This window comes from Virgibacillus flavescens, from assembly GCF_050574275.1.
Classification (GTDB): domain Bacteria; phylum Bacillota; class Bacilli; order Bacillales; family Amphibacillaceae; genus Virgibacillus_F; species Virgibacillus_F flavescens.
In genome coordinates this window covers 1,405,255-1,422,240 of the sequence record NZ_CP192260.1, presented here as the reverse complement: position 1 = coordinate 1,422,240, position 16,986 = coordinate 1,405,255, and the positions used below count along the sequence as shown (strand labels likewise).

Here is a 16,986-nt window from a genome sequence, read left to right as displayed (position 1 = left end):
AAATGATACAGAAATTTAACTCCGTTTTCGATACAACAGACAATCCACGCGTGTTTTTTGCACCTGGACGAATCAATTTAATCGGAGAACATACAGACTACAATGGTGGGCATGTGTTCCCAGCTGCAATTTCTTATGGAACGTACGCTATTGCACGTAAAAGGACCGATCATAAACTAAACTTTTATTCGATAAATTTCCCAGATAAAGGTATTTTAACGTGCTCGCTTACCGATGTTACCTATAATAAAATCCATGATTGGGCCAATTTTCCAAAAGGCATGGTAAAATTGTTACAGGACAACGGTCACACGATCAGCACTGGTATGGATATTCTTTTTTATGGAAATATCCCGAACGGTGCTGGATTATCATCGTCCGCTTCCATCGAAATGGTCATGGGGGTTCTGCTTGAGAACCTGTTTGATTTAACAATTGATAAAATTGACATGATAAAGCTTGCTCAGCTGGTGGAAAATCAGTACATGGGTGTAAACAGTGGAATAATGGATCAATTTGCGGTCGGCATGGCAAAGAAAAACAATGCGATGCTGCTGAATTGCAACACCCTGCAGTACGAATACGCACCGCTCGCCCTTCAGGAATACGTCATTATTATTACCAACACGAACAAACGTCGCGAACTTGCGGATTCAAAGTATAATGAAAGAAGAAGCGAGTGTGAACGCGCACTTACCGACCTGCAGCAAACAATCCAAATCGATAATTTATGCGATCTGTCGATTGAAGCATTTGAAGCAAACAAACATGTTATTCTAAACGACACAGACCGCTTGCGTGCCAAACATGTTATCTATGAAAATCACCGCACGATTCGTGCATTAGAATTACTTAAGCAAAATCGATTACCGGAATTCGGTCAAGCGATGAACGAATCACATGTATCGCTGCAGTATGATTATGAAGTTACAGGAATCGAACTGGATACCATTGTCGAAACCGCCTGGAAACAGGAAGGCGTTATCGGAGCACGTATGACCGGCGCCGGTTTTGGCGGCTGCACTATCGCAATCGTCGCAAAGGATCACGTGGATATTTTTAAACGAAACATCTCTGAAACCTACCGCAAAAAAATCGGCTATGATGTGACACATTATACCGCCGCAATCGGGGACGGAGCTAAGGAAATTACAATAAAAGGAGTGGTTTAATGAGTGTATTAGTACTAGGTGGAGCTGGATATATCGGCTCACATGCGGTCTATCAATTAATCGAACAGGGCGCAAGCGTAATTGTCGTGGATAACCTGGAAAATGGTCATCGAAAAGCAGTCCATCCTTCCGCAACTTTTTATGAAGGGGATATTCGGGACAAAGATTTTCTCACAAGTGTTTTTTCAAACGAAAAAATCGATTCTGTCATTCATTTTGCCGCAAATTCATTAGTTGGCGAGTCCATGACAAATCCGTTAAAATATTTTGACAACAACGTATACGGGACACAGGTTCTGCTCGAGGTCATGAAGGAAAATAATATCAGCCAAATCGTCTTCTCCTCTACCGCTGCAACCTATGGCGAACCAGAATCCGTTCCGATTACGGAGGAGATGCAGACCAATCCAACCAATACATACGGTGAAACTAAGCTGACTATGGAAAAATTGATGAAGTGGTGCGCCGCAGCATATGGAATGAAGTATGTTTCCCTGCGTTATTTCAATGTTGCTGGTGCCCGCGAAACGGGAGAAATTGGCGAAGATCATAATCCCGAATCACACCTTGTGCCAATTGTACTCCAAACCGCATTAGGACAACGCGATTCCATAACGGTTTATGGAGAGGATTACGATACACCGGATGGAAGCTGCATCAGAGATTACATCCACGTTGAGGACTTAATTTCGGCACACTTATTGGCGCTTGACTACTTGCGCAAAGGCGGCGAAAGCAATATTTTCAACCTTGGCAGCAGTCACGGATTCTCGGTTAAAGAAATCATTACTGCCGCAAAAGAAGTTACGGGAAAAGAGATCCCGACAAATATTGGCGAACGCCGTGCTGGTGATCCAAGTGTATTAATTGCCTCATCTGATAAAGCAAAAAACATCTTAAACTGGCAGCCTGAAAAAAGTACGATTACGACGATTATTCGAGACGCCTGGAACTGGCATTCATCCCATCCAAATGGATACGAAAAGGATGTGGATGCGAAACGATGAAAATAGATTCGCTAATTCAAGCACTGGTTCAGAAAGGAACGGCCAACAATTTAATCGTTCCCGCTGATGCGGTTTATGTTCAAAATCAGATAATGGGGCTCCTAAAGCTTACACAGATTACCCCTGGTCATTCACTTCAATCCGACGAAACCATTCCTGACATACTGGATCATCTGATTGATTACGCTGTCAGCGAGGAAATTATTGAAAACGTTTTTGCAGAAAAAGAGATCCTGTCGGCAAACATCATGAACTGTTTTTTATCAAAGCCTTCCGAGATCAATGAACGATTTAATCAAAAGTATGCAAAATCACCAGAAGCAGCAACAAACTATTTTTACAATCTAAGTAAAAACAGCAACTATATTCAACTGAAACGAATCAGTAAAAACATCCATTTCAAGTCTGCCACACCATACGGCGAGATGGATATTACCATTAACTTGTCAAAACCCGAGAAAGATCCGGAGCAAATCAAACGGGAAAAATTAATGAAGCAGGAGAAGAAATATCCAGCTTGTCTCTTATGCGTAGAAAACGAAGGATATCCTGGCCATGTCGGTCATCCCGCTCGGGCTAATCATCGAATTATCCAGGTCCCGTTAGGCGGCGAAAACTGGTTTCTGCAATATTCGCCGTACGTATATTACAATGAGCACAGCATCATTCTTGCGGAGGAACACCGGAATATGGTGATCTCCAAGAGTACATTCGAACGACTGACAGAGTTTGTACAGAAATTCCCTCATTATTTTGTCGGGTCAAATGCTGACCTGCCTATAGTCGGAGGTTCTATTCTAAGTCATGATCATTACCAGGGTGGAAACTACGAATTTGCGATGGATAAAGCCGAAGCACGCTTTGACTTTTCACTGGGGGGATTTTCAACAGTCGACGCTTCGGTAGTCAAATGGCCAATGTCCGTCATACGGATTCAGTCTGATGAACGAAAAGACTTGATTGATGCTGCAGACCATATCTTAAGTTTTTGGAAAAAATACAGCGACACAAGCGTGAATTTACAAGCTTTTTCAAACGAGATACCACACAATACAATTACACCGATCGCGAGAATGAAAAATGGCAAACTGCAGCTCGATCTGGTCCTTCGCAATAACCGGACGTCCGAGGCGCATCCGTACGGAATTTTTCACCCGCATGAAGACGTGCATCATATTAAGAAAGAAAACATCGGGCTAATTGAAGTAATGGGACTGGCCGTTTTACCGCCAAGGCTGAATGATGAACTGGAATCGGTACGAGCAGCGCTATTAGGTAAAGAGGTTGACGTTCCCGAGTATCATGAGGAATGGACACACGCGCTGCGAAGAAAACACAAGCAAACTATCACTGCCGAAAATGTGGACGCAGTCCTGCAGGATGAGTTAGGCGCGAAATTCACCAAAGTATTGCATGACGCAGGTGTATTTAAAGAATCCTCAGAAGGTCAGCAAGGGTTCAAACGGTTTATCGACGCGTTAAATAAGCAGTAAGGAGTGATAGTTGTTGGATATAAAAAAGCAGGAAATCATGATAAATGACGAACAAACGTGGAACGAATTCACATTAATAAATGACAATGATATGCGTGTCAGCTGTCTAAACTATGGCGGCATTATCACACGGGTCATTGTGCCGGATCACAATAATGAATACGAAAACGTTGTGCTTGGCTTTGAAAATTACAAGGATTATCTGGACAACCCTAATTTTTTCGGGGCACTGATTGGACGAGTGGCTGGCCGAATTCAAGGCTCGTCTTTTGAGCTGAACGGTACAACCTATGACCTGCCAGCAAACGACGGCGCTAATCACCTGCATGGTGGACCGGATGGATTTCATCAGGTGATTTGGGATGTCGAGACTTTTCAGGATACCGATAACGTTGGGCTGATTCTTACACATAGAAGTCAGGATGGTCTAGGTGGATACCCTGGAAATGTGGAGGTAAAGGTAACGTATAACCTGAATAACTCCAATCAGTTTTCTATTACCTATGAAGCCGTTTCGGATAAACGGACCGCGTTCACGATGACCAACCACTCCTACTTCAATTTAAGCGGTAACTTAAAAGCGGATATTTTAAATCATGAAGTGACGCTTGAAAGCAGCAAATTCGTTGAGCTTGATTCGGATCTCATTCCAACTGGAAAGCTCAACAATGTAGCCGACAGCACATTTGATTTTCGAAACGGCAGGCAGATCAAAGATGGCGTGGGCACGGATAACCCGCAAAATGAAGTTGCTAAAAATGGGTATGATCATTACTTTGTGTTTGACAAAAAAAGGGATGCAGATGTTTCTGTGGAAGATAAGACAAGCGGACGTAAGCTTGACATTCGCACCGACCAGCCCGGAATGGTACTCTACACGTCGAACGTGCTGGATACGTCAAATGCCTTATCACACGGACGTTCTCGGCAGCACCTCGGTGTTTGTCTGGAAACCCAGGCGTCACCCGCTTCCCTGCACCATGAAGGATTTCCTTCGTGTGTATTAGAAGCAAACGAAGCTTATCGCTATACGACGACTTTTTGCTTTGGTACTGTAAAATAGCCTTGAGAATACCACATTAAAAAATGCCTCAAAAGCTCTTTAGCTTTTGAGGCATTTACATGTTATTTATCCATAACACCAGGATTAAAAAGCTCAACCAGCAACAATGAAACCGCTCCAAGCGACGTCGCATGATCCCCAAGCGTCGAAACAACAACCTCAGTCTGCTTAGCCTTTGGAGTCAATGCCCGCGCCTGCAGCTCTGCTTTAATCGGTTCCAGTAGAAACTCCTGTGCTTTAGAAACACCACCATTAATGATTATTTTTCCAGGATTCACAATATGAACTAGGTTGCATAAACCTATTCCAATGTACCGGCCAGCTTCCTTAATAATGTGCTGACAGTTTTCATCACCTTGTTTAGCCGCTTCGTAAACAGTCTTCCCACTAACCATAGCAAGATCCCCGCCAACCATCTCAGATAAAACGGGCGATTTATCGATCGATTGCACAGCCCGCTTGGCAATTGCGGTACTGGATGCAAATGTTTGAAGACAGCCACGATTGCCACATTGACATGTTTCACCGTTCACATCCAGCGTCATATGGCCAACCTCACCAGCTATATCGTACTCGCCATGATACAATTGCCCATTGATGACCAGACCGGCTCCGATTCCCCGGCCAACATTGACAACCATCATATTCTTTGAATTTTCATTGCCGCCAAACCACTTCTCGGCCATCGCCAACGCTCGCGCATCATTTTCAACTTTCACCTCGAAATCAAATGTGTTTTCCAATTCCTGTTTAATTGGAATATCACGCAGATCAAGGTTTGGCGCATACAGCGAGGTTCCCGTTTCTATCTCGACAACCCCGTGCATCGCCACGCCTACCCCGATAATTTTTTCCTTAATATGTACATTTTCACTAATAAGTGTACGCACGCCACCTTTAAGCATATTCAAAAATTCCTCTTTTGTAATAGGAATTTTAATTTCTTTCGTGTCCTGTGTCAGAACTTTTCCAGACAGATCTGATAAAATAAACCGCATATCAAACGGACCGGCGTCAATACCGATAATATAAAAATCACTATTATTAATTAAGAGCATGGTTGGTTTTCTGCCGCCCTGCGACGCTCCCAGTACACTTTCAACCACAATGCCCTGCGCAATTAATTCCTTTACGATGCTGCCAACTGTTGGGGGAGTTAAATTGCTTTCTTTCGCAATCTGCGCCCGTGAAATTGGCCCATCCGTCCGTATCTTATTTAATATAATTGATTTATTAAGCGACTTCATCCATTGAAAGCTACCTCGTTGCATTTTTTTACCCCCAAGTAACTAATACCTGTTTTATAGTTGTAGTATACCATATGATAAGCGCGCTAACGTCTGCCTGGTTTGGAATCGCGCATCGACCGGCCGAATTCGCGCAACCTCAGGTCAGAATCGCTCGCTAACAGGCTGAAATCGCGCAGCCACCCGCCAGATTCGAGCGCCATACCATTATTATCGCGCACCACCCCGCCAGAATCGCGCACCGCACGAGGGACAGAGGGACGGTTCTCTTGTCCCGCCAAAGCGGGACAAAAGAACCGTCCCCGTGTCCCTAGCCTTCGTTTATTTTACGTATTTCGTTTAGGTCACATTTTGGTTCGCGGTTATACGTTAACAAACCGTTGATTTCCTGTTCGACGTCGGTCAGCTGTGTATAACAGAAACCTTGAATCACACTCGAACGCAGCAGTGCATTGGTGTTGTTGGCATATGCTGTTAACAAATCTTCGCTTGAAGTCACAGCCGAGTAACCCCACCCCGCTGACTGATCGGCTTTATAGGCGATTCCACCATATTCGGTTATCATTATTGGCTCGCCGCGGTGGCTGAAGCCATGCGCATAAATCGGACGATTGGCTGGCGTGCTTTCAATTGCTGTTTCAACCGTTTTGTACATCTCTTGCATTTCTTCAGGCGTTCGATAGTTGTGTATCCCACAAATGTCTGAAATGGTATGCTCCCATCCTTCATTTGATAACACCGGACGCGTTGTATCGATCGACTTGGTCAGGTAATACATCGCAAGCGAGTGGTCCTGCTGCTGTTTTTCATGCGCAACCCGGGAGATCCCCCAGCTTTCATTCAGCGGAACCCATGCAACGATGCTTGGATGATTATAATCACGATTTACCGCTTCAATCCATTCCGCACTCATGCGACGAGCGGCTGCTTCACTATATTCAGAGCAGTTCGCCATTTCTCCCCAAACAAGAAATCCTAATGTATCTGCCCAGTACAAGTAGCGGGGATCCTCTATCTTTTGGTGTTTTCTCGCACCATTAAACCCCATTGCTTTCGACAGCTCAATATCCTTTTTTAAATCATCATCTGAATTGGCCGTTAACAATCCACCTGGAAAATAACCCTGATCAAGCACGAGTTTTTGATAATAATCTTTATTATTTAACTTAAACCGCCCATTTTCGATGGAAACTTTCCGCATTCCAAAATAGCTGTGAACCGTATCAAGATTTTTTTCATCCTCAATCAATTCCAGTTTCACATCAAATAAATTAGGACATTCTGGAGACCAGTACCAGCCATCACCATGTATATTGCTTCGATCGGTGTAACGGTTACGCAGATTAATGCTTCGTTTCACGTAGGCATCATATAGTTGAACGGTCTCAGCTGCAACTTCCTGACCTTTAAACGATATAACCACTTTCAGCGCCATGCCTTCCGTTAGTTTACCTTTGAATTCTGCCTCTAAGTCAATATCGCCACGGTCAATTTGTGGTGTCCAGCGAATGAAATCAATCCGCTTCGCTTCAACCGCTTCCAGCCAAACAGTCTGCCAAATGCCCGTGGTCCGTGTATAAAAAATCGACTCCGATTTTTCATGCCAGTATTGCTTGCCACGTGGAATGGTCACATCTTCCGACGGGTCTTCCACTCTGACTACGATACTATTAGCAGCATCTTTTAATACACTCGTAATTGCAACAGTAAACGGCGTATTACCGCCTTCATGAAACCGGACAAGCTCTCCATTCACATAAACCCATGCACGGTAATCCACCGCTCCGAAGTTTAATAAGATTTCTTTATCATTCCATTCTTCTGGAACAGAAAATTGTTTATGGTACCATACAACATCATGAAATGTAGTATCACCAATCCCGCTGTTTTCTGTTTGATACGCAAATGGAACCTTTATTTCAGTTTGTTCTGGAAAGGACTGATACCATTTTTCTGTCAATCCCACTTCTTCATCATCAAACGCAAAATCCCACGTCCCATTTAAGTTAATCCACTTGTCGCGGCGAAATTGCGGTCTTGGATATTCCGTATCTAAATTTGCCATGCGTTAATCCCCCGTTATTTTATTTAATACCAGTTTGTGTAATACCTTTAATTAATTGCTTCTGCCCAATTAAGAAAATAATCAGGATCGGCACGGTTGCAATCGTCGTCAGCGCCATTAACTTTCCATAAGAAGAAACAAAGCTGCCCTGCTGCATGACAGCAATACCAGTTGTGATCGTCCTCATCTCAGGCGAAGACGTAGCTACGAGCGGCCACAAGAAGTCATTGTAGATCTGCATGAATGAGAAAATAGCGAGCGTCCACAGAATTGGTCGTGCTGAAGGCAGAACAACGCGAATGAAGATCTGCCACTTATTTGCACCGTCCAAGCGTGCTGCCTCTTCAAGTTCAAGCGGAAATCCTTTAAAGAACTGATAGAGCAGGAATACACCAAACGCATTTGCAGTATATGGAAAAATCAATGCTGCATATGTATCCAGCCATCCAAGATTACTAAACTGCATATACAGCGGCAGGAAAGTAATAACAAATGGAATCATCAGCGTACTGATAAACAATGGAAGCAGCACTTTTTTAAATGGAACATCAAGCCTTGCTAGTGCATATGCTGCCATCGCATCTACCGCCACGATAATACTCGTACCGGCAATTCCCACAAATATTGAATTAAACATCCACTTGAAAATAGGAACGTTAACACCTTGTGACATCAATGTATACGTATAATTTTCAAACGTAATATCGTCCGGTATCCATTTCAATCCACCAGCGATTGCTTCATAATCATTTTTAAACGAAGTCGAGATCATCCAAGCAATCGGAACCAGGAAAATAATTGCCACAATGATAGCTAATATAATGAGAAAAGCACTTTTCTTTCTATTCTTCATTATCTTTTCCCTCCTTCTTTACGCGGACTTGAAACTTTGAACTGAACAATGGAAACAATAATCATAATTAATGCCATTAATATTGCCATGGCTGAAGCCGAGCCAATCTCCCGTTGGTTAAAGGCTTGATCAACAATTCCCATCAGTAATACTTCGGTAGAATCACCTGGGCCGCCTCTGGTCATCAGATATGGCTGCCCATATACATTAAAGGAGGCAATCGTTGAAATAACAACAACGAATAACATAATTGGACGAATGGTCGGTAACGTAATACTTATGAACTTTCTCCACGACCCTGCCCCATCAATTGAAGCTGATTCATACAATTCCTCTGGTACTTCATTTAATGCATTGATAAAAATGATCATATTGAAACCGATTGTCCACCATACGGTTGCACCTACAATTGAGATCCATGCATACGGAAGCTCCGTCAACCATGGAATCGGATCGAATCCAAGCTTCATCAGATAATTATTTAACAGTCCAGAGTTCGTATCTAAAATCCATAGAAAAATAATTGATATTACCGAAACCGAAATGGCATACGGCATAAAATAAATCGTTCTGAAAATCCCTCTGATTTTGCGTGGTAACCCATTTAATAACAAGGCAAGTCCGAGTCCGACAATAACCAGTAGAGGTACCGAATAAATCACGAATTGGAAGGTTTTCCATAGCCCTTCGAAGAATAACGTGTTCAAAGCAGAATCAGGATTAAAAATATTTATATAGTTTGCGAATCCCAGAAATGGGTGCTCGCTGGAAAGCAGGTTATAGTCATGAAAACTAATATAGATTCCATAAATGAGTGGTATAAGTAAAAAGGACACAAACATGATTAAGTATGGAACAACAAATAAAAACGATGTAATTTTAGATTTTGTGTTTTGAGACTTCAAGCTGCTTCACCTCATTTCCCTTATTATTTTTACATATGTAAGGAGCAATAAGATAAGCAGATGCCAGGATCTGCTTATCTTATTTACTGCCTATTATTCCTTCAATGCTTTTTCGGCTTTCTCTTGCGCTTCTTCGAGTGCCGCTTTAGGTTCTTTTTCACCAAGTAATGCTAGATTTATTGCTTCCATAAGTGGGTCTGTTGCAAGTCCCCAATTTTCAACGTCTGGTGAAAATACAACACTATCAAACTGCTTCGCTACTTGTGGAGATTGTTTATTTACTTCCTGGAATTCTTTGCTTTCAAAAACTGCTTTAGACGCTGGCGCCTGACCGGACTCTGCCCATGCCATTCCGTTGTCTCCTACATATTTAATGAAATCAGTAATTCCAGCGACCTTACCCTCTTTTGTTTTCTCTGGAATAACGAAATTATGCGAGTTTGCGAATACTGCCTGCTGCTCTGTTCCAAGCTGCGGTACAGGGGCAACACCAAAGTTAATTCCTGCATCCTGCCATTGCTTAAGCATCCACGGACCATTTAACTGCATCGCATTTTTCCCTTGTAAAAATAACGTAACTTCTCCGTCCTGTTGCACGTTCTCAGGAGAAACATTGTACTTCTTAATTAAATCTCTTTCAAATTGAAGAGCTTCTGCAACTGGTTCAGCCGTAAAGTTTACTTTTCCGTCCTTATACAGTTCTCCACCGTTTTGAGCAACGATTGTTGGAAAAATAAATTGTTGCGGCCATAAAGTTGGAACAACATAGCCCCACTGATTTTTATCTTTATCAGTTAATTTTTGTGCGTACTCAATAAATTCATCTCTAGTAGTTGGTGGCTGATTCGGATCAAGACCAGCAGCTTTGAACATATCTTTATTCCAATAAAGCATTAACGGGTGAATATCCAAAGGGAACCCGTAAAGTTCACCGTCCACTGTTGCGCCTTCAATACCTTTTTCATGGTACTGTTCTTTCGAAATTTCATCGCCCACAATATCATTCAATTTCTTCAGAACACCCTTTTCAGAGTATGTAAAAATTTGGTCACCATGCATAATCATAACGTCTGGCATCGTTTTCCCGCCATTAATAGCAAGATCGACAGTTTTATAGTATTCTGTCTGCGGTACAATCTGGAAATCTACTGTATATTCATCTTGTGACTCGTTATACTCGTCAACAATCTGCTTCATTTTTGGTCCATCAGGTCCAGAGAATGGTGCCCAGAAAGAAATTGTTTTACTGTCGCCTGACGAAGTTTCTTCGCCTTCCCCTTCTCCCCCACTACAAGCTGCAAGTAATAATACCATTGCTGAAACTAGAAATAACACGAACCATTTTTTCGAATTTTTCATCACTACACCCCTATTGTATTAGTTTATAAAATATGATTTAAAGCGCTTTCACCACTAGTATAATATAAATCTGTCAACTTTAACACCTATTTAATTAATTTAATTTACAATCTTTCTAAAAGGGACAGAGGGGACGGTTCTTTTGTCCCGCCAAAGCGGGACAAAAGAACCGTCCCCGTGTCCCTACCACCGAATCTCAGCTTGTCCACTGTTTTTCAGGAGCTGGTTGGTTTGGGAGAATGGTTTGCTGCCGAAGAATCCGCGATAAGCAGATAACGGACTTGGATGCGGCCCCTCAATCACATAATGTTTAGTTGTATCGATCAGCGCTTGTTTAGCCTGCGCCGAACGTCCCCATAGGATATACACAACCGGCGTCTCTTTCTCGTTTAATAACGTAATCACCCGATCAGTAAACGTCTCCCAGCCTTGCTTCCGGTGGGATTGCGCTTGCCCGTCCCGCACAGTCAGCACGGTGTTGAGCAGCAGAACACCTTGCTTTGCCCAGTCTACCAAATAGCCATCATCAGGGATGTCCGCTCCAATATCCGCGTGCATTTCTTTGAAAATATTTTTGAGCGACGGCGGCACAGTTACCCCTGGTTTCACCGAAAAGCTCAGACCGTGCGCCTGATTCGGTCCATGGTAGGGGTCCTGACCAAGGATAACGACCTTCACCTGTTGAAAAGGCGTATAATGAAGCGCGTTGAAAATATCATCCATTTGCGGGTAAATTGTATAATTGCTGTATTCTTCTTTTAAGAATGCTCGTAAATTTACATAATAAGGTTTTGTGAATTCTTGATCGAGCAATTCTTTCCAGTCATTTTTTAAAATCTGATTCGGCAATTCTATCATCCTTTTCATCTATTATAGCGAATGCCGAATTTTGACTTATACCGGCATTTAAATTAAAGTCTACAAGCCCGACAACAGTCTTTCAACTCCCACTAAGAGTTTTTCGACAAAACCAGACATTAAATGGTAAAAAATGTTGCAACTCCTTCAGTCTTACGGGTAATATATAGTATATAGTATTTTTCGTTGAAGGATTGATTAAGTGGATAAAATCGCGGTAACTGGCTATGGAATAAAAGCTCCAGGTGTCTCTAATTCAATAGATTACAAGCATGTACTCGAAAATGGTACATGCACTTCTGAAATCATTCATGAAGATGGTCTAAACGGTAAAAGTATAGTCGGCGGCAGAATAGCAGATTCATTTACGACTATAAATGGCAAAAATTATAAACGGTATTCCCGTGTCAGCCGAATGGCGATAGCAGCGGTTAATGAAGCGGTGGAAATGGCGGAATTAAGGGGTGTTGACCCCGCTAAGATCGCGGTTATTATGGGAACATCAGTCGGCGGATTACTTGAAATAGAACACTACGCTGATCAATCACATATCTATAAAACGTTCCCTTTACACGGAATTACCTTAGCAGACAGCCATACACTTTCGTCTTCCATTGCTTATCACTTAGGTACAAATGGACCATCTTACACGTTATCAACTGGATGTGCATCAAGCTCTGATGCTATTCTGCTCGGAAAACTATTGCTGGAAAGCGGTCAAGCTGATGTTTGTATTGTTGGAGGATCTGACTCTGCTATCAGCCAATGGAGTATATTCGGCTTCTCAAAGTTAAGATTAATCGAAACCGGACAAAAAATACATGAAACAGGCGTACCTTTTTCCAAAAAACATAAAGGCTTCGTAATGGCAGAAGGGTCTGGTATTTTAGTACTGGAACGGGCAAGTCACGCAACAAATAGAGGTGTTCCAATAAAGGGACATATTGATAATGGTTTCGCAAATAACAAACCTGCTCCATTATTGCAATCCAGTAGTTCTGAACACAGTATGATAGCTGCAATGAAGCATGTATTAGGTGATAAGAAACCTACCTATGTAAACAGTCAGGCACTTGGAATTGCAGACAATGATGAAGTTGAACGCAAGGTCCATAATCACTTATTTGGATCATCGGTACCGATTACTTCTATTAAAGGATCGATTGGCCATACGTTTGGTTCGATTGGAGCAATGCAGGCTATTTCATCTTTAATTTCTATGGAATATGGATTCATTCCCCCTACACTAAAAACTGCTGGAGACGGCTTTGAAGAACTGCCGATTGTCTTTCAAACAGAATATAGTCCGGTTGAAAGTGTTGCGATTACGACACATGGTAATGGCGGAAACAATACCTGTCTATTCATTACAAAACAATAAAGGAGTGAGACATCCATGTTCTTTTTACTAATGATACTTTTTGCTGTAATTTCATTTATTACAGGTATTATCATTATCTCCATACTTGATAAAACAAAATTATCGTATGCACTCTTTTATTTTTTACTTTTTGCAAGTTTATGGCAGTTAGATGTGGCTGTACTGTACGGCAGTGAATACCTGTCGGCCGATACAATAGACATTCTCTTTAGACTTTTCCGTATCGGAACAATTATGCTGACACCCAGTTTATTTTACGTGGCCCTTGTGATTTGGGAGGAAATGATTCCCGACAGTAAAAAAACAAAGTGGTCGTACGTAATTAATAAGAAAACCAATCTGCTTTTACTCGTGTTCAGCAGTGCTGTCTATATTATTGGATGGAGTAAGCTTGGAATTAATCATTTTATAACGGTTCGATCGTACTCATACCCTAATTTTCTTTTTCCTGTTTACGGAGATCTATCATGGATCTACACTGCTAATCTATTACTCTGTCTGTTTTGTATAGTGGTATGTTTTATCGCATCTTCAAAAGTGCAATCAGCGGACATCCGATCGTTTTTACTTTATTTTCTAATTACAACAACTGTAGGATTTTTTATCGGTTTCCTGAATATGTTTCCTGAATCTAAATTATTTGCAAGCGGCTTTTCGGTAATGATTTACTCCATATCCATTTTAATACTTGTTACCAGAATGCACACTAGCACGATAAATAAAATGAACATCACGCTGGAACAAAAAGAACAATTTCTAAGTACCGTTGTCAACGCAAACCCTAACCTTATTTACTCACTAAACTCAAATGGAGTCTTTACGCTTGTTAATACCGGTTTTGCTAATTTCTTTGGCTTATCGATTAACGAAATATTAGGTAAGTCTGAGGCCGAATTCCAAGCGTATACCGGGAGAAATATTCATTTTTCCAAACTGGACGACCCGAATAATTTAACCGAGATTCCTGAAGAACGAGCAATTGATTTTGAAGGAAATAAAAAATGGCTGAAAACAGTAAAAGTGCCAATCAACTCGAACAATGAGGAAAGCATGTTAAGTGTGTCAACTGATATTACAAGCATCAAGAAACAGCAGGAAGAAATATCCTGGCTTGCCTTTCATGATGAACTGACTGGATTGTCGAATCGAAGACATTTCAATGAACAGCTATACAGCAAAGTGGAAATCGCAAAACATAAAAACGGATGCCTATCGATTCTTTTTCTGGATCTAGATCGATTTAAATATATCAATGACACGCTTGGACATAAATGTGGAGATGAGCTATTGCGTCAATTTGCAAATCACTTAAAGTCATGTACCGATCTCCCTGATGCATCCTTGTTCCGGATTGGCGGCGACGAATTCACCTTTATTCTTTCTAACACGAACAGCCAGCAAGCGATTGCATTTGCAAAACAAGTTATCGATTGCTTTAAAAAGGCGTTTACGGTTGACGGAAATAGTTTATTCATTACGACCAGCATTGGTATCAGTACCTATCCAAAGGACTCTACGGATCCGAATACACTAATTACCAACGCGGATTCTGCCATGCACCATATAAAAGAACGTGGGAAAAATGGCTATCAGATATATACACCGGAAATGAATCATTCGTTCTACCGCAATATGGTTTTAGAAAAAGAGCTGCGGAAAGCTGTGGAACAGAATAAAGAGTTTGAGTTATTTTACCAGTCTCAATTAGATGTAAAGAAAAAGAAAATAGTTGGAGCAGAAGCGCTTCTCAGGTGGACGAATAAAGATCTCGGAAGTGTAACGCCGGAAGAATTCATTCCTTTAGCAGAGGAAACAGGTTTGATTGTGCCACTCGGTGAGTGGGTTTTACGAACGGCTTGCAGACAAATTAGAGAATGGCAGCTTTATGGATACGATCCGCTAAACATTGCGGTTAACGTTTCCTACCGACAATTTGCTGAACACAATTTCGTCGAAAAAGTCCTGGATATTTTGAATGAAACCGGATTGGATCCAACGTTCTTAGAGCTTGAGATTACAGAAAACATTGAAATGACAAGCGAAGACAACGTTATATCAAAATTAAATGAACTTCATTCGCATGGAATATGTATTTCCATCGACGATTTCGGAAAAGGTTATTCATCGCTAAGCTATTTACGCAAATATCCAGTCGACCGCTTAAAGATCGACAAATCATTCATTAAAAATATCCAGCTAGAACACGAAAACCTGGCAATCGTAAAAAGCATAATTTCCATAGCAAAAAACCTGCACATGGAAGTAGTTGCAGAAGGCGTCGAAAACAAACAAGAACTCGATTTCGTAAGCAAACTAGACTGCGAATTCGCCCAAGGCTACTACATCAGCCACCCCCTAACCGCCAGCAACTTCGAACAAAACATCTTAGGGACATAGGGACGGTTCTTCTGTCCCGTTTGGAGCGGGACATGGGGACGGTTCTTTTGTCCCAGTTCGCAGTTATCGGATTCGGTCAATAACGCTTTTGGAGATGCCGGTTATTCTGGATAGCTGCCTTGCTGACACGCCTGTTAAGGTTTTTAGCTCCAGGATAATCGCATCTCTCCTGTCTTTTTGACATTGCTGCAGGGCGCTGCTGTTAGAGAGACCAAGGCAAACTAAATGGCTGATAATTTCGCTGTCAGTAAGATAATTTTTATGATAATCTTCTAGAAACTGGTCATCCGTTATGGTTTGCATGTATTCAGCAAACAATGGGATGGCCACTTTTTTATCCGAACCAAACATATTGAGTGCTAAGTCAATATCGACCAGATTAGCCCGGCTTACATATTCGTTGATACTGGTCCATTTACAGTCTAAAACACTATGGGAAAGTCCTGCCTTAACAGGGTTTTGGTGGATATATCGGAGAACTTTTAAGAAAGAGGGAGCAGTCTCCACATTTTCACTTCTAAATCGATCCTGAAACAGGTGACCGCTGCGTTCATATTTTTTGTTAAACCACGACACGTAACTTCCATTAATCCGCTGCATCGTTTTGGAGACGGACTCATCGGACTCTTTTATTAGGAGGTGCACGTGATTACTCATCAGACAATAACTGTACAAGTTAAATTGACTGATCGCTTTATATTTCTGGATGAGTTCAAGCAAACGTAACCTGTCCTCATCGTCCTCAAAAATAGTTTGTTTGTTCACCCCACGCACCATAATGTGATACATACCACTTCGACTTTTCCTTCTAGCATTTCTCGGCATACTCCACTCACCTTCCGGGACAGCGGGACGGTTCTCCTGTCCCGCATTTAATATAACTAAAATAATCTATTATGAGAAAAAAGTATAGCTGGCATATGCCTGTGAAAAAGACGTTTTACAGAGGGGCGTGAAGCAAAATACGTAGATTTGCAGGGGGTAAACAAAGCTAAAACTGTAAAATGTACCTTTGGATGATGGAGGAAAAACAATTTTGGGACAGAAGAACCGTCCCTATGTCCCGGCGGTTTTGGGAGAGGGACATTGGGGACGGTTCTTCTGTCCCACCACCACACCGGCAAAATCCTCTCCCGACGTTTTAATACGAAGAAAATAGGTTATTGCAGCACATATGCTTAAAAAT

The 16,986-nt window shown here is 41.8% G+C and carries 13 protein-coding genes; 6 read left to right on the top strand and 7 right to left on the bottom strand.

From position 1 onward, the window contains the following. Positions 1 to 2 precede the first annotated feature (2 nt). Genes VBD025_RS06815 through VBD025_RS06800 form a run of 4 tightly spaced genes read left to right on the top strand, consistent with a single transcriptional unit; the run spans position 3 to position 4,735 of the window. Positions 3 to 1,172 carry a galactokinase gene (locus VBD025_RS06815; protein WP_430791296.1) on the top strand — a complete coding sequence of 390 codons (1,170 nt, stop codon included), beginning with the start codon at positions 3 to 5 and terminating at the stop codon, positions 1,170 to 1,172. After that, the gene (galE, locus tag VBD025_RS06810; protein ID WP_430790574.1) at positions 1,172 to 2,179 is read left to right on the top strand and encodes a UDP-glucose 4-epimerase GalE; all 1,008 of its coding nucleotides are present in this window, start codon (positions 1,172 to 1,174) and stop codon (positions 2,177 to 2,179) included. Before VBD025_RS06815 ends, galE begins: the two co-directional genes overlap by 1 nt. Beyond that, a complete protein-coding gene (galT, locus tag VBD025_RS06805) occupies positions 2,176 to 3,672 on the top strand; it encodes a UDP-glucose--hexose-1-phosphate uridylyltransferase (protein WP_430790572.1) in 1,497 nt (498 codons plus the stop codon). Before galE ends, galT begins: the two co-directional genes overlap by 4 nt. A gap of 13 nt (positions 3,673 to 3,685) precedes the next feature. Further along, complete coding sequence (locus tag VBD025_RS06800; protein WP_430790570.1) at positions 3,686 to 4,735, top strand: aldose epimerase family protein; 1,050 nt, start codon at positions 3,686 to 3,688, stop codon at positions 4,733 to 4,735. A gap of 62 nt (positions 4,736 to 4,797) precedes the next feature. Here the strand turns inward: VBD025_RS06800 and VBD025_RS06795 are convergent, their stop codons facing one another. The 6 genes from VBD025_RS06795 to VBD025_RS06770 all read right to left on the bottom strand — a co-directional run bounded on the left by VBD025_RS06795 (position 4,798) and on the right by VBD025_RS06770 (position 12,013). Next, positions 4,798 to 6,006: an ROK family transcriptional regulator gene (locus VBD025_RS06795; RefSeq protein WP_430790568.1), complete on the bottom strand. Its 1,209-nt coding sequence runs from the start codon at positions 6,004 to 6,006 to the stop codon at positions 4,798 to 4,800. 286 nt (positions 6,007 to 6,292) lie between these two features. Continuing rightward, entirely contained in the window at positions 6,293 to 8,047 is a 1,755-nt protein-coding gene (locus VBD025_RS06790) for a glycoside hydrolase family 2 protein (RefSeq protein WP_430790566.1), read from the bottom strand. Between the two features lie 19 nt (positions 8,048 to 8,066). Continuing rightward, positions 8,067 to 8,900, bottom strand: coding sequence for a carbohydrate ABC transporter permease (locus VBD025_RS06785; RefSeq protein ID WP_430790564.1), 834 nt, complete (start codon positions 8,898 to 8,900; stop codon positions 8,067 to 8,069). Then, positions 8,900 to 9,805, bottom strand: coding sequence for a carbohydrate ABC transporter permease (locus VBD025_RS06780; protein ID WP_430790562.1), 906 nt, complete (start codon positions 9,803 to 9,805; stop codon positions 8,900 to 8,902). Before VBD025_RS06780 ends, VBD025_RS06785 begins: the two co-directional genes overlap by 1 nt. A gap of 93 nt (positions 9,806 to 9,898) precedes the next feature. After that, positions 9,899 to 11,164 carry an ABC transporter substrate-binding protein gene (locus tag VBD025_RS06775; protein WP_430790560.1) on the bottom strand — a complete coding sequence of 422 codons (1,266 nt, stop codon included), beginning with the start codon at positions 11,162 to 11,164 and terminating at the stop codon, positions 9,899 to 9,901. A 183-nt stretch (positions 11,165 to 11,347) separates the two neighbouring features. After that, positions 11,348 to 12,013 (bottom strand): uracil-DNA glycosylase, encoded by a 666-nt coding sequence (locus VBD025_RS06770; RefSeq protein WP_430790558.1) that lies wholly within the window; start codon positions 12,011 to 12,013, stop codon positions 11,348 to 11,350. 211 nt (positions 12,014 to 12,224) lie between these two features. Here VBD025_RS06770 and VBD025_RS06765 point away from each other — a divergent pair, with 211 nt between their 5' ends. Together VBD025_RS06765 and VBD025_RS06760 are read left to right on the top strand one after the other, a co-directional pair. Next, positions 12,225 to 13,403: a beta-ketoacyl synthase N-terminal-like domain-containing protein gene (locus VBD025_RS06765; RefSeq protein ID WP_430790556.1), complete on the top strand. Its 1,179-nt coding sequence runs from the start codon at positions 12,225 to 12,227 to the stop codon at positions 13,401 to 13,403. Between the two features lie 15 nt (positions 13,404 to 13,418). Continuing rightward, positions 13,419 to 15,800 (top strand): EAL domain-containing protein, encoded by a 2,382-nt coding sequence (locus VBD025_RS06760; RefSeq protein WP_430790554.1) that lies wholly within the window; start codon positions 13,419 to 13,421, stop codon positions 15,798 to 15,800. A 63-nt stretch (positions 15,801 to 15,863) separates the two neighbouring features. On the opposite strand, the gene VBD025_RS06755 is transcribed toward VBD025_RS06760, so the two are convergent. Further along, positions 15,864 to 16,625 carry a transposase gene (locus tag VBD025_RS06755; RefSeq protein WP_430790552.1) on the bottom strand — a complete coding sequence of 254 codons (762 nt, stop codon included), beginning with the start codon at positions 16,623 to 16,625 and terminating at the stop codon, positions 15,864 to 15,866. Positions 16,626 to 16,986 lie beyond the last annotated feature (361 nt).